A 14,316-nucleotide genomic window follows, 5' to 3' on the forward strand; every position below is an offset into this window, starting at 1 on the left:
TAATTATATCAACCTACTCAATAAAAATCACTAACTTTTGGAAGGTAGTATTGAAAAAATGTAAACATTTTAAAAATCTAACTGCAACTATTTATTAATTTTTTTAAGAGGTTTCAAAGCAGGTCCTTCTATTACATTACCCTGTATATCATAGCGTGAACCATGGCAAGGACAATCCCAAGTTCTTTCAGCATTATTCCACTGTACTTCACACCCCATATGTCTACAGGTGGTATCAACAAAGTGTACGCATCCTTGTTGATCCTTATAGGCTCCTATCTTGTTTCCTTCAGAATTTATAATCTTTGCTGTATCCGGCGCTAGGTCCTCCGAAGTTTCTGGTACAGCTTTAAGCTTGCCCTTAATAAACTCTTTAGCTATCATAGCTCCTTCCTTTACTAAGTTTCGTAAAGATGGATCTGCTACAAATCTAGAAGGTGTAAATAATTCTATCCAAGGACTTTCCTTCTTTACTATCATATCCCTTATTAGTATCGCAGCCATAGACCCAGTGGTCATCCCCCACTTTTTAAAGCCTGTTGCAACAAAAACATTAGGTTTTCCTTGAGCCAAATAGCCAATGTATGGAACATCATCCAAGGTTGTCAAATCTTGTGTAGACCATCTGTACAAAATTTCATTTATTCCATAATTCTGCTCCACAAAATCTCTAAGAGCCTCATAGTGAACCATTGTATTACTATCCTGGCCTGTAATATGATGCTCTCCAGAAACAAGAACTATCTTTTCTCCATTAATAGGAGTGTATCTTAAAGAACGTTTAGGATCTTCTGCGCTTATATACATTCCTTCTTCAAAGTTCTTCTTTGTTTTTACTGCTAAAACATAGGACCTAGAAGAAAACATTCTTGCAAAGTACATGCCATACCCGTCATAAAAGGGAAAATGACTAGCAATTACTGCATAATTGCTATGAACTTTTATTCCGTCTTCTAAAGTTGTAACTAAGCTTTTATTTTCTACAGGACTATGTTCAATATTTAAGGCTCTTGTAGATTCATATATACATTGTTCCTTACTGTTCAGCAAATTGCATAAGGCTATTAAATACTTTCTAGGATGAAACATAGCCTGATCCTGAAAGCATATTGCGGCTTGCACCTTAAAGGGCAAGGGTACAGTATCCAGATACTGTGCATTAAGCCCAAGCTCTTGAGCAGTTTTCACTTCATCCTCTATGGCTTTTACATAGCTTTCTGATTGAGTATACACATAGCTATTTTGTGCCACAAAATCACAATCTATTTTATGCTCATTTATCAGATCCTTTATTAATTGCAAGCCTGCCTTATTAGCTTCACCATATATCCTAGCCTTTTCCTCTCCAAAGTGGAGCTTTAGCTTGTCATATATAAGACCATGTTGAATAGTAATCTTTGCTGTGGTATAACCGGTAGTTCCTGATAGGATCTTATCTGAATCTACCACCGCCACCTTAAGCCCTTCCTTTTGCAGCAAATAGGCTGTGGTTATACCGGTAATTCCTGCCCCTATTACTAGCACATCCACCGCAATATCATTTTCTAGTACAGGATACTCCTGAGCTTTTATAGAATCTATCCAATAACTACTCGAAAAATTAGGTATAGTTGCCACAATAAAACCTCCTTACAATTTATATCTTTTATTGTGGCAATAATCTGGTAATTATATGCATGCAGAAGGAAACTTCACTACTTATCCTTTTTCTGCAAGAGCTCCCTTGGTATATGGCAGTAACCATTAGGATTCTTCTCCAAGTACTTTTGATGATATTCCTCTGCTTCATAAAAGTTTTCTAGTGGCTTTATTTCAGTAACAATCTTCTTATCATATTTTTGCTGTTCCATATTCCTAGATTCTATTATTGTATCTAAATCCCCTTTATCTATATAATAAATTCCAGTTCTATATTGACTACCTATATCATGTCCCTGTCGATTTAAAATGGTAGGATCTATTACTGCCCAAAAGGCTTCCAATAACTTTTCTAAAGTTAGCACCTTTTCATCATATTCAACGTAACAGCTTTCTGCGTAACCGGTATTGTTTTGACATACCATTTCATAGGTTGGATTAGCCACATGACCGTTAGCATAACCAACCTTTGTATTGATAATTCCCTCCAAGGTATTTATATAAGCTTCAACACCCCAAAAACATCCTCCTGCCAATACTATCTTCTTCATCTTATCCACTCCTGCTTTTATTAATTATTTTCTGTTTGCTATTATTCTAGGATATTCCGCTCCCTTTTCCAAAGGTTCTACTCCTAAAAACTCAATTTCAAAACTAATTTTCTTATCGAAGTCGTATATCAAAAGGAACTTTTGCCCTACAATTAATCTTAGTTCATAAAGCTTTATATTTGCTGCTGTCATTTCACTATCAATTTCCGCTGGGCTTGGAATTTCATAATCCCTATCAAAAGGTTTATTATTCATAAAAAAGGAATATAAGTATTCAAAATCTAAATTGTATCCCTCTTCCACAATATCACGTATTTGTGATATTGTTTGTGATCCCTTTAATTGGACGGTTATGTACTTTCGCTTATGAGCAGTATTTTTTATTTTAAAAACATAAGCACGATTTCTGTTGGTTATAACTTCATCACCTTCAGAGGCTGGTATATTTAGCTCTGCTTTAGATTTTACCTTTCTAACAGGTTTACCATTAAAATAAGTTGCTGCTATATCTATGGGAGGTTCCTCTGCTATGTCAAGCCACTCATGTAAAGGATTTATAACTTGGTATTGGTATATATCCTCAAGGGTCTGCATATAGTCTATTTTCGTGTCTAAATCCTGAAACTGATGCTTTGCCTTGTTACCATCAAGAATAATATTTTCACCAAGCACCGTCAAATCAAATCCATTAGGCATTATAAAATATAATTTAATTAAAGGCACATTACTATGTTCTGCCTGATATAGTTCATAAAAATGGGTAGCTGCAGAATAGTTGTGTATGTATATTGGTTGTAACACTTGCAAATAATAACCTAAAGGAGTGGTTATATAGGCATCAAACGCAAAGGCCAATTCCATTCTAATGGCAAGGGCCATGATGGACTCTTTAGGTAGAGCTTCTATATCTATATCACCAATACTTTCAAAATCAAGCTTCTCCAATTCCTGGAAGTCCACAACAATATTATACTTTCCCATAATATTGCTAAGGTACTCATTTAAATCTATACCATCCCTTATCATTTTTCTTAAAGAGCTTATACTAAAGGAGCTCCTATCTAATGGAAATAGCTCACACATTTGCTTTGAAGCAATAGATACAACTGCCTCTATTATTCTTTTTAGCTGTTCTCTCTTAGATAAATTAAAAAACACCTCCATATTCCTGGTTACTGCCATAGCTCTATGTACTCCTATAGAGGGCATCTTTTTCAACAATCCAAGTTCATAGGAGGTGTTAGTTAAAAAGGTTACATAAAAAATTTCTTTAAAGGTTAAAGAATCTATGATTTTCTCTCTTTCCTCATCTAACAGCAAACCCTTTTCATCTACTCCAATATCTGGCCTGCAGTTGTTCATAAAATTCTCTAAATCTTTTAATACAGGATGATCCTCCACTGAAAAAATTACAAACTCCTGATGAAAATCTGTAAGTTTTTTTCTTGTATATATAGGTCTTGCTATAGGAAGAACCACTAATTCTTCATCATACTTTTCCTTAATCTGCATATTTATTAAATTCGCTGGACTTAGAGAAGTATGAGAAATAAGGGCTGAATAATACCAGATTCTATAACAATAGGGCATAGCTTTCAAAACAGACTTTCTTTCCTCTGAATTTAAAAACTCATAGTTATTAAAAAATTCCCTCTTATAAAATTCAAATACTTTATTAATGGTCTCTGTTTGCTGACAATACTGTTCAATATAATTATCCATTTAATGCATCCTTTCCCTTAAACTAAAAAAATTTTACCGCAACCAACACGGTTATGCAATATTAGACAAGCATATTTTATCCTTAATAATGACCTTCTACTTTTTTCTTTCTCATGCTTCTATTAAGAACAAGCATACATAGTGAAGCTGACGCCATAATTATGGTTATGACAGTCCATACCGCCCTTGTTGAAATATAATCTAATAAAATACCTATTATAAACGGTCCTGTAGCAAAACCGGCACCATAGATAATTTGAAAAATTCCACTTACTCGACCTCTGTATTGTGGAGGGGTCATACCAGATATAAAGGCATTATTATTTACGGTAATCATAGTTTCTCCAAAGGTCATTACAATTATAGATAAATAAAACATGGAAAGGGGTGCAACGAATATTAATATTGCAAAGGATAAGGTATAAAGTAAACCTCCCTGAGCTATTGACTTAGTAGGTTTGCTTTTTATGGTTATTCTAGTCATAATGGGTGTTAATATTAAAATTAGCACTCCATTTAATCCTTCCATAGTACCATAATACTTTGCTCCATTTTCAGGGAATAATTCTACCACATGAATTGGCAAAGTAAAGGCCAATTGGGAAAAGGCAAAATTATAAAAAAATAGTATACCGGAGAAAATTAAAATATATTTATTGCTTAATAAAAACTGAAATACATTTGCTTTACTGTCAATATTATTTTGATCATTAACTTCATCTTTTCTTTGGACTTTGTTAAGTTGAATGTTGGGAATAAATATTGCTACTAGTATTACGGATATAACAGTGCTAATTGCATCAATGACAAAAACCAAGTAAAGGTAATTTCTAAATAGAAAGCCACCTAGTACAGGAGCAATAGAAAAGCCTAAATTATGTCCCATAAAGGTTAAGGTAAAGGATCTCTTTCTATTATCTTCATTTGTCAAATCTGCCAATAAAGCATCATATGCTGGTAATGAAGCCGCTAATAGGGCTGAACCCAACATTAGCAAATATACTACTAGCATAGAAGGTCTTATAAAACCACAGGTCATAAACACTAAAGCCGCTAGGCTATGAAATATTATTATAACCTTTTTTCTCCCAATACTATCTGCTAGTCTACCTCCAAATAGCAGTCCCGGTACAAAACATACATTCAGCATTAACATATAAAAGCCTGCTTGAGTACTACTTAAACCAATCTTTTCTGTCAAAATTAATGTTAAAAGGGGCATTATAAAGTTACCTAACCCATTAATAGTCTTTGCTGCTGCTAAAACATAAACTTCCTTCGGTAAATGAAGATATTCTCTAAAGATTTTCATAGCTACCATATCTCCTTATACTTTTACTATATTTATTTTGTGCATTATTTTTTAAAGGACACATAGAAAATATTTCATTAAAATACTGATGTCTCATTACACCATAAAGTAAAATGTTTATTACAATTCCAACTTAATGTTCCAATATATTTTTAAATTGCAAATAATTATATATAGTGTATACATTATATTTTATTCCGATGGATATTTCTATAGAAAATTATCAAAATACTGCCAAGGCAGAAGGTTAAAGTAGCCAGAATCACTATATAAGTAATACACTTTTTTCAATCATATATTTTAAAATAAGATACAGGTTTAATTAAATATTATTTCCATTAGAAAAGCCTTTATCTCAAAGGGATAAAGGCTCTTACATAAAAAACTTGCTCTATCTAATAAATCCCTCTTCCGCAACCAGCGCAAGATAGGAAGAATAATGCGATTATAAATAATATTTCATTACTTACTTGTTTATCTGCATGTCTACTCATAGTTAAACCTCCTTATTAATCCTCTAATTTGGTTTATTACTTTCTAATTAGTTATTCTAAATCCTAGTCATCATAGTCTTCTGAACAATCTTTATTACTCTTTGAGAATTGAAGCACTATAAGAATCAATATAATCAAAGTTGGAAAATCACATATGCAATTAGAGCTTCTACCAAAACCTCCACCAAAGCCTAGTCCATATCCCATACCGTAGTTACAGCAGCATTTTGACATATTTAACCCTCCTTATTTCTTTAAACCTAGTTTCTTATTTTAATTAGCTAATGGTTTTCCTTGCCGAATACCTTTAGTCCTTCGGCAACAAATACTCATACTACATAATATACAGGAGAGTGCAAATTGTTACATTGTTATATGTAAATTTTTCCTTTTATTATCCTTAACTTATAGTAAGTTACTTTTATCTCTATAAATTATCACAAAATTAAACATATTTTTTTATTTTTTTGAACAATTAACAAGGAATATCGTATATAATTGTTGTAGAACCATGACGAAATTAAATTAAAAGAGGGGAATTTAAATTGAAAAAGAAAAGAGTAAATGCAAGACTACTTATAGCAGGTATTATATTTTTTACTTTCGGCTCTTTAGCGGCCTTTACTGTGGCTTATTTCAAAAGCTATTCTAACAACTCTGTTAATACTTCTGCTACAAAAGCTGAAAAAGAGAATTCCAACAATTCAAAGATAGTCCTAGTAGAAAAGAAAAATGATAATAAAGAAGTGCCGGAATCCCCTATTGTTGGTGAGGAAAAACCCGAAGATTTAAACAACAACAAAGAAGCTAAATTACCATCGGAAAAAGCTCCTGAAAAAACAGTTGATGAAAATTCTTCTTCTGTTCAAGATATTTCTAAAGCCAAAGAAGTAATGAATCTATTAAAAACCAAAGTAGATTCTGATATAGATAAAAAGGTGGCTTACCTTACCTTTGATGATGGTCCTTCTACTACTGTGACTCCTTTAATTTTAGATATATTAAAAGAAAATAACATTAAAGCAACGTTTTTTGTGTTAGGAAGTTCTATTGATAAGTCTGAAAAATCTAAAGAACTATTAAAACGGATAGATGATGAGGGACATACTATTGGTAATCATACTTATTCCCATGATTATAACTATTTATACCCTAATAGAACTGTTAACACTGAGAACTTTATGGCAGATATTAAAAAAAATAACGAAGCTATTTCAAGGGCCTTAGGCAAAGAAGTGGAATCTAAAATAATTAGATTACCTGGTGGCCATGGTTCCTGGAAAGGTACAGATTTGCTGGACAAGCATCTAGAAGAGCAAGGCTATGTATATATAGACTGGAACAGCTTAATTGGTGATTCAGAAGGCATAAAAAGAAACAAAGATCAATTGATAGCACGATTTAACCAAACCAGGCAATATGTTCCTTCTAATAATGATTTAGTAGTTTTAATGCACGACACTTACGGTAAAGAAGAAACAGCAAAGGCCCTTCCAGAGATAATAAATATACTTAAAAGTGAAGGCTATGAATTTTCTACCTTAGAATAATAAATTACTATTTTGATATATAAGCTGATTTAGATTTTATAAAGCCTAAATTTTGTTACTATATAGATTTAAAATTTATTAAAACTCAAAAAGTCCCTTACCGGATAAAACTGGTAAGGGACTTTAATTATTTTATGCTTCCTTTGACTTCAAATATTCTACAAACTGTCTTGCTACCCTAGGAGATCTTCCATTATGCCTTAGAGCAAATCTTTCTGCTTCCAATTCCAGTTCCTCTGCAGAGAGCTTAACTTCATACTGGTCTGCTAGTCCATAAACAATTTCTAAATACTGTTTTTTATCTGGTTTTGTGAAGGTTACAGAAAGTCCAAATCGATCTGATAAGGACAGTAGTTCCTGAATCGTATCGTTTATATGAATATCATCACCTTTTCTATCAGAAAAGGATTCTTTCACTAAATGTCTTCTATTGCTAGTGGCATATATAACTACATTGTTAGCCTTTGTTGAAACTGATCCTTCCAATATAGCCTTCAATGCTGCAAAATCATCATCATCCTTAGCAAAGGATAAATCATCTATAAACAATATAAACTTCAAAGGATTTCTACTGAGTCTATCCATTATAGCCGGCATATCTCTAAGCTGCCTTTTAGTAACTTCTATAAGACGAAGTCCCATATCCTTAAATTCATTAGCTATAGCTTTCACTGTAGAGGACTTACCGGTTCCCGCATCCCCTCTGAGAAGTACATTAGCGGCAGGCTTACCTTTTAATAATGCTAAAGTGTTATCTACTACTATTTTTCTTTCACTTTCATACCCTTGTAACTGAGAAATTCTTATATTATCTGGATATTTTACAGGAATTATATCTAGATCTTTAATCATAAATATATGATATTTAGCAAAAATTCCATAACCATATGTAGAAATATGCTTTATTCTATCTTTATATATACTAGTAAAATCTACTGAAGAAGTATTCCAACTAGCTAAAAATCCAGCATAATTTATAGATATGCGCAGCTGCATAGCTGTTAATTGAGATACTTCCTCCAAGACCTTCAGCTCATAGCGTAAACTTTCTTCAATTTCTTCACTTACCTTTAAGCCTTCAGCACATTTTAAAATATAGACATTTTCATCTTCAAGCACTCTATTTAGTATATAATCAGTAAGATTATCACTTTCTTCTAAAAGAGCCGACGCAAAGGCGGAGTAACGACTTACCTGTTCCATTGTATCTTCATCATTACAACTTATTAGTTCCATCAAGCGTTTTATAACCTTATCCTTAAGAAGATTTCTAAATATAACTAAAGAATGAAGCTTAATATTGATATCTTGAAAATTAATCATACTTTAACTTCACGCCTTTCCCCAAATAATATTACCAATTATTTATATTTTAACTCAGTCTATTCAAAATTAAAAGGCTCTGTATTTCGACCTTTCAATTAATGTAAAAAAGTCCAAGACCATAGGCCCTTGGACTTTTTCTTTGTTAAGAAGAAGGGGGATTTCCTTATCACAATTAAATAGTATCTTTTTTTTATGACAGTTTTATGGCAATATTAAGTATTATGTGTTAACTATTCTTTAATAAATTGTTAATGGATTAAATTTACTGCAAAACCTTAACCTGTATAATTAGCTTTCTCTTAAAATAATTCTTTACATAAAAAAGCTGCCGCCAACTTTTCAGTTCCGCGACAGACATTAATTATGCAAATAATACCCTATCACTTAAGCTACTATTTGAATTTAAACTTTCAAAATGAGAAAGTAGCTTATTAACGGTTAAATTATTTTTCTGTTCTCCTTGAACATCTAATATAATCTTTCCTTGATCCATCATAAACAGTCTATTTCCCATCTTTATAGCATGATTCATATTATGAGTTACCATAAGTGTAGTAATATCAAATTCAGACACTATTTTTTCTGTAATTTCATTTATAATTTCTGAAGTTTTTGGATCCAGAGCTGCTGTATGCTCATCTAAAAGTAACAGCTTAGGCTTGCTCATAACTGCCATTATCAAAGAAAGAGCCTGTCTTTGACCTCCTGACAATATTCCAACTTTGTTATAAAGTTTATTTTCTAAACCTAAATTTACTTCTGCTAAAAGCTCTCTAAAATAGGAAATATTTTTCTTAGAAATTCCCCAAGTAAGATTAAAAGGTTTTCCCTTATTATATGCCATAGACATATTTTCCAATATAGTCATATTGGGAGCTACTCCTGCAGATGGGTCTTGAAACACACGTCCAATATTTTTTGAACGCTTATATTCAGGCATAGTGCTAATATCCAAACCATCTAATTTTATAGTGCCATAATCATATTGAATAAGTCCAGAAATAACATTTAATAAAGTAGATTTTCCGGCTCCGTTACTACCTATTATTGTTATAAATTGCCCTTTTTCAACTTCTAAATTTAAGCCATTGAACACTACCTTTTCATTTATACTGCCAGCATTGAAAGTTTTATGCAGATTTTTTATCTGAAGCACTATTACCACCACCTACTAAGGATTTTATTTTACACTTTTTAAAGGATACTCCATTTAAAGATAAGGCCACAGCTACTATTGCCGCTGTTACTAATTTTAGGTCTGATTGAGGCATACCTAATCTCATAGCTAAAGCTATTGCTCCTTGATATAGTAAAGCCCCTAAAATTACCGCTGTACTTGCTTTAATAAAAGACAATTGTCTCCATATCATAGTTAATATTTTCAAAATAGTTTCCCCAATTATTACCGCTGCAAGTCCTGTTACTACCATTCCAGTGCCCATGCCTGCATCTGAATAACTCTGGCTTTGTGCAAAAATAGAACCTGCTAAAGCTACTAAAGCATTAGAAAGAATAAGTCCTATAACTTTAATTCGATTTTTATTAACCGCTAATGAAGTTACCAACTGTTCATTATCCCCTACAGCCCTTAGGATAAAGCCACCTTTAGTCTTCAAAAACATATCAATACTTAATTTCACTAAGGCAACAAAGCAAAAGACAATTAATATTCTCATCCATGGTTCATCACTTTTAGGAAGTATTAGCTTACCAGCTAAATTTAATGATATATTAGGCATACCCATAATCCTTATATTAATAGAATATAAACCCATCATTACTAAGATACCGGACAATAGACTGTTTATCTTTAATCCCACGTGGAGAAAACCTGTTACAAGGCCAGCTATTCCTCCTGCAATTAGAGCCAGTAAACAAGCTATGAAGGGGTTTCCCCCTTCATTTACTATCCACGCAGCTGTAACGGCAGCGCCTAAGGGAAAAGTTCCGTCTACTGAAAGATCTGCTAAATTGAGAATTCTATAACTTATATATACACCTACTGCTAATATACCATATATAAGGCCTTGCTCCATTACAGTTTGTAGAATTTCCATTTATTTTACCCCTCCAGTTACCTTATCGGCTTTATCTAAAATGTCACTTGATACAGTTATATTTAATTTCTCTACAGCGTCTGTATTTATCACTAATTGCAAATCTTCAAGTAAAGTTATAGGAATGTCCTTTGGTTCTTTACCATTTATGATATCTACTGCTTTAAGACCTGTCTGATAACCTAGCTTGTAGTAATCAATGCCTGAAGTTGCAAGAGCACCATTCTCCACCATTCCTGCCTCTGCAGCTATTATAGGAATATTTTTGCTATAACATTTATCCACTAGTAAAGGCATAGCAGAAGCTACTGTATTATCTGTAGGTACATATATGGCATCTACCTTATCCAAAACATTAGCCACCGCTTGAGCGATGTCATTAGTGCCAGTTACTCCTATTTCCACCAATTCAATTCCAGCACTTGGTGCTGCTTTTTTCGCTGCTTCTACTTGCACTTGAGAATTCTTTTCAGCGGTGTTATATATAATTCCTACATTTTTTGCCTTTGGAACCAACTGTTTTAATAAATCAAATTGCTTATCTACAGGCACATCATCAGAAGTACCAGTTACGTTATTTCCAGAGCTATCTAAAGACTTTGCTAGTCCAGCTCCTACTGGATCTGTTACCGCTGTTATAAGAATAGGAATTTTACTGGTCTTATTAACAGCAGCCTGAGCTGAAGGAGTTGAAATTGCAAGAATCATATCCATTTTGTTAGAAACAAAATTTGCAGCTATAGTATTAGCTGTTGCTTGCTGATTTTGAGCGTTCTGGTAATCCACCTTTATATTCTTACCATCTTCATAACCCTTGTCCTTCAATGCAGCTAAAAAACCCTCTCTTGCAGAATCTAGTGCAGGATGTTCCACTAGCTGACTTATTCCTATTTTTATCTCCTTTTTATCCTTTAGTACTGCTGTTTCTGATTCACTACTGCCGCAACCAGCTAATAGCGAAACCCCCATTAGTAAGGCCATAAGACCTGTTAATTTTTTTGCTACCATTCTACCATTCCCCCTTATTATTTAGTTCTTAAAACATGGTGTTGTAGAGTGATATGTGTAAGAATGCAAAAAACTCTCCAATAGGAGAGTTTTACTATAAAAGTATACACTAATCCGCTATAAATCTTTTTCTCCTACCATCCTACATTCCTACAATCTTACACTTAATTATTTCTACAAACTTCACCATGCTACATAACTACTACAATTAACCAGTCCCTCTGGTTTGTTTAAATTCTATAATGTTTTTTGGTCATTGTCAACAAAATTTTAATCCTTAGGTATAGACCTATGACCTAAGCCTATAACTACTTCATTAAGGTGTAATAATCCAATACTCATAAATATGCACAGGCTTAAATGTTCTCCATATCGTGCTATTCCTATTTTACCTCCTACATTGAGACCATTGGCCTTAGCAGATACTTGTGCTATAGCTTCTCTGGCAGCACCAGCCACCGCACCATCGTAAACATGACCCTCCTTAATAAGGCCACAGCGCTTGGAAGCCACTAGAGCTCTTTCTATTATTTTAGGAATAGAATTATTAATATTCCCTCCTACATCTACAGCTACCGTTAAAATCCCTTTAGCTTTAAAATCTTGTTCCAATTGCTTTTCTTCTTCTCTGCTAGCAATAGCAAGCCTTACAGCAGCTTTTGCTACATCTACACTATCTATAGCCATTATATTCGCCTTCCCTTCCATTGTTTAAAAAATTAGTTCTTTTGTTTTTTAATCTTTTCTGCTAAATCGTTAAGATAGATCCAGCGCTCCATTTTTTCCTCAAGCTTATTTTCAACTTCCTCTTTTTCTTTTAATAGCTCTTGCAACAAAGTATAATCTGTTGTAATACTATTAATTCTATCCTCTATTTCCTTTAGTTTTTCTTCTAACTCTGCTATTATACCATCTATTGCCTCATATTCTAATTGTTCCTTGTAGGAGAACTTCAAAGGCTTTTTCTTTTCCTCTTTTTTATCCACAGCAGTCTTATTTTTATCCACATTTTCCTTGTGTTTTTCACCATCTATCTGAATAACCTTTTTTTCTTCAGACTTTAACTTATAATCCGAATAATTACCAGCATACTGAACTATCTCTCCACCATCTTTAAAGGCAAAGATCTTCTCAGCTATTCTATCAAGGAAATACCTATCATGGGATACGGCTATAACTGCTCCCTGAAAATTATCTATATAGTCTTCTAATATTGCTAGAGTTTGAATGTCCAAATCGTTAGTAGGCTCATCTAGCAAAAGCACATTAGGCGCTTCCATAAGCACTCTCAATAAATATAATCTTCTCTTTTCTCCTCCGGACAATTTTTCTATAGGTGTCCATTGAACTTCTGGTGGAAATAAAAATCTTTCTAACATTTGAGATGCACTTATCTTCTCTCCTTCTGCTGTAGTTATATATTCAGCAACCTCTCTTATATATTCAATTACCCTTATATCTTCTTTTATAAAATTATTCTCTTGGGAATATAGTCCTATCTTTACAGTCTCACCAATCTCTACATAACCACTGTCCGCCTCTAATTTTCCAGCAATTATGTTTATTAATGTAGATTTTCCCATACCATTAGGTCCTACTATACCTATTCGGTCGTCTCTTAATAAAATATAATTAAAATCCTCAATCAACTTTCTATTGCCGTAAGTCTTGCTAATATTATTTAATTCTATTACCTTTTTACCTAACCTGCTGCTTCCTACAGAAATATCAATCTTATCCTCTACCTTCACCACTTCCTGGGAGGACAGCTTTTCAAAGCGATCTATCCTAGCCTTTTGCTTAGTAGTCCTGGCCTTAGCACCTCGCTTAATCCAAGCCAATTCCTTCCTTAAAAGGTTCTGCCTTTTAGCTTCATTGGCCTCTTCAATTTCCATTCTTTCAGCTTTTTTCTCTAAAAAGTCAGTATAGTTACCCTTATAAGTATATAAATTTCCCCGATCCAACTCTATAATTACGTTAGCTACCCTATCTAAAAAATATCTGTCATGGGTTATCATTAATAAAGCACCTTTTCTCTTATTAAGATACTGTTCTAGCCAATCTATGGTATCGTTGTCTAGATGGTTTGTAGGCTCATCTAAGATTAATAGATTAGAAGGCTGAATCAAAGCTGCTGCTAAAGCTACCCTCTTTTTCTGCCCTCCAGATAGAGTTCCAACCTTTGCATTAAAATCAACAATGCCCAGCTTGCTCAATATAGATTTAGCCTCACTTTCTAAAGTCCATCCATTTAAAAGATCAATTTGCTGGGTAAGCTTCATAAGCTCTTCACTAGAAGTCTTGCTATTTAAAGCCTCTTCATACTCTCTCAATAACTTCATAATCGGTGAAGAACCTTTGAATACTTGCTGAATAACAGTACTGCCCTCTTCAAAGTCTGGATTTTGAGAAAGATATTCTATTTTAAGAGCATTAGAACGAATAATTCTACCCTCATCTGGCTCTTCTACACCGGCTATCACTTTTAGCAAGGTACTTTTTCCTGTACCATTTATACCTATAAGACCGATTTTATCTCCATCATTTATTCCAAGGTTTATATTGTTGAATAGTTTTTTCTCACTATAACTTTTTGTAATTCCTTCTGCGCTTAATAGATTCATCTTACTTCCTCTCACTTGTTTTTTAATTATTTTA

General features: G+C 33.2%; 12 protein-coding genes. 1 reads left to right on the top strand and 11 read right to left on the bottom strand.

Translation table 11 applies throughout. The features are described from left to right. Window positions 1-87: 87 nt before the first annotated feature. The 5 genes from N3C_RS06435 to N3C_RS14995 all read right to left on the bottom strand — a co-directional run bounded on the left by N3C_RS06435 (window position 88) and on the right by N3C_RS14995 (window position 5,951). Window positions 88-1,617: an FAD-dependent oxidoreductase gene (locus tag N3C_RS06435; protein WP_242944053.1), complete on the bottom strand. Its 1,530-nt coding sequence runs from the start codon at window positions 1,615-1,617 to the stop codon at window positions 88-90. Between the two features lie 77 nt (window positions 1,618-1,694). Beyond that, a complete protein-coding gene (msrA, locus tag N3C_RS06440; protein WP_074365232.1) occupies window positions 1,695-2,189 on the bottom strand; it encodes a peptide-methionine (S)-S-oxide reductase MsrA in 495 nt (164 codons plus the stop codon). A gap of 24 nt (window positions 2,190-2,213) precedes the next feature. Beyond that, window positions 2,214-3,911, bottom strand: a complete 1,698-nt coding sequence (locus N3C_RS06445) for a plasmid pRiA4b ORF-3 family protein (protein ID WP_074365233.1) — start codon at window positions 3,909-3,911, stop codon at window positions 2,214-2,216. Between the two features lie 82 nt (window positions 3,912-3,993). Beyond that, window positions 3,994-5,223 (bottom strand): MFS transporter, encoded by a 1,230-nt coding sequence (locus N3C_RS06450; protein WP_074365234.1) that lies wholly within the window; start codon window positions 5,221-5,223, stop codon window positions 3,994-3,996. A gap of 557 nt (window positions 5,224-5,780) precedes the next feature. After that, window positions 5,781-5,951: a hypothetical protein gene (locus N3C_RS14995; RefSeq protein WP_178377780.1), complete on the bottom strand. Its 171-nt coding sequence runs from the start codon at window positions 5,949-5,951 to the stop codon at window positions 5,781-5,783. A 311-nt stretch (window positions 5,952-6,262) separates the two neighbouring features. Here N3C_RS14995 and N3C_RS06455 point away from each other — a divergent pair, with 311 nt between their 5' ends. After that, on the top strand, window positions 6,263-7,267 hold the full coding sequence (locus N3C_RS06455; protein ID WP_083604450.1) for a polysaccharide deacetylase family protein: 1,005 nt from the start codon (window positions 6,263-6,265) through the stop codon (window positions 7,265-7,267). A gap of 132 nt (window positions 7,268-7,399) precedes the next feature. Here the strand turns inward: N3C_RS06455 and N3C_RS06460 are convergent, their stop codons facing one another. The 6 genes from N3C_RS06460 to N3C_RS06485 all read right to left on the bottom strand — a co-directional run bounded on the left by N3C_RS06460 (window position 7,400) and on the right by N3C_RS06485 (window position 14,282). Beyond that, complete coding sequence (locus tag N3C_RS06460) at window positions 7,400-8,590, bottom strand: ATP-binding protein (RefSeq protein WP_074365235.1); 1,191 nt, start codon at window positions 8,588-8,590, stop codon at window positions 7,400-7,402. Between the two features lie 364 nt (window positions 8,591-8,954). Then, the gene (locus N3C_RS06465) at window positions 8,955-9,749 is read right to left on the bottom strand and encodes an ABC transporter ATP-binding protein (protein WP_074365236.1); all 795 of its coding nucleotides are present in this window, start codon (window positions 9,747-9,749) and stop codon (window positions 8,955-8,957) included. Next, complete coding sequence (locus tag N3C_RS06470) at window positions 9,724-10,650, bottom strand: ABC transporter permease (protein ID WP_074365237.1); 927 nt, start codon at window positions 10,648-10,650, stop codon at window positions 9,724-9,726. Before N3C_RS06470 ends, N3C_RS06465 begins: the two co-directional genes overlap by 26 nt. Beyond that, window positions 10,651-11,658: an ABC transporter substrate-binding protein gene (locus N3C_RS06475; RefSeq protein ID WP_074365238.1), complete on the bottom strand. Its 1,008-nt coding sequence runs from the start codon at window positions 11,656-11,658 to the stop codon at window positions 10,651-10,653. Between the two features lie 270 nt (window positions 11,659-11,928). Next, a complete protein-coding gene (locus tag N3C_RS06480) occupies window positions 11,929-12,345 on the bottom strand; it encodes a HutP family protein (protein ID WP_074365239.1) in 417 nt (138 codons plus the stop codon). 32 nt (window positions 12,346-12,377) lie between these two features. Then, window positions 12,378-14,282 (bottom strand): ABC-F family ATP-binding cassette domain-containing protein, encoded by a 1,905-nt coding sequence (locus N3C_RS06485; RefSeq protein WP_074365240.1) that lies wholly within the window; start codon window positions 14,280-14,282, stop codon window positions 12,378-12,380. Window positions 14,283-14,316 lie beyond the last annotated feature (34 nt).

It is taken from the genome of Clostridium sp. N3C, assembly GCF_900095445.1.
In the GTDB taxonomy this organism is placed as follows: domain Bacteria; phylum Bacillota; class Clostridia; order Clostridiales; family Clostridiaceae; genus Clostridium_AU.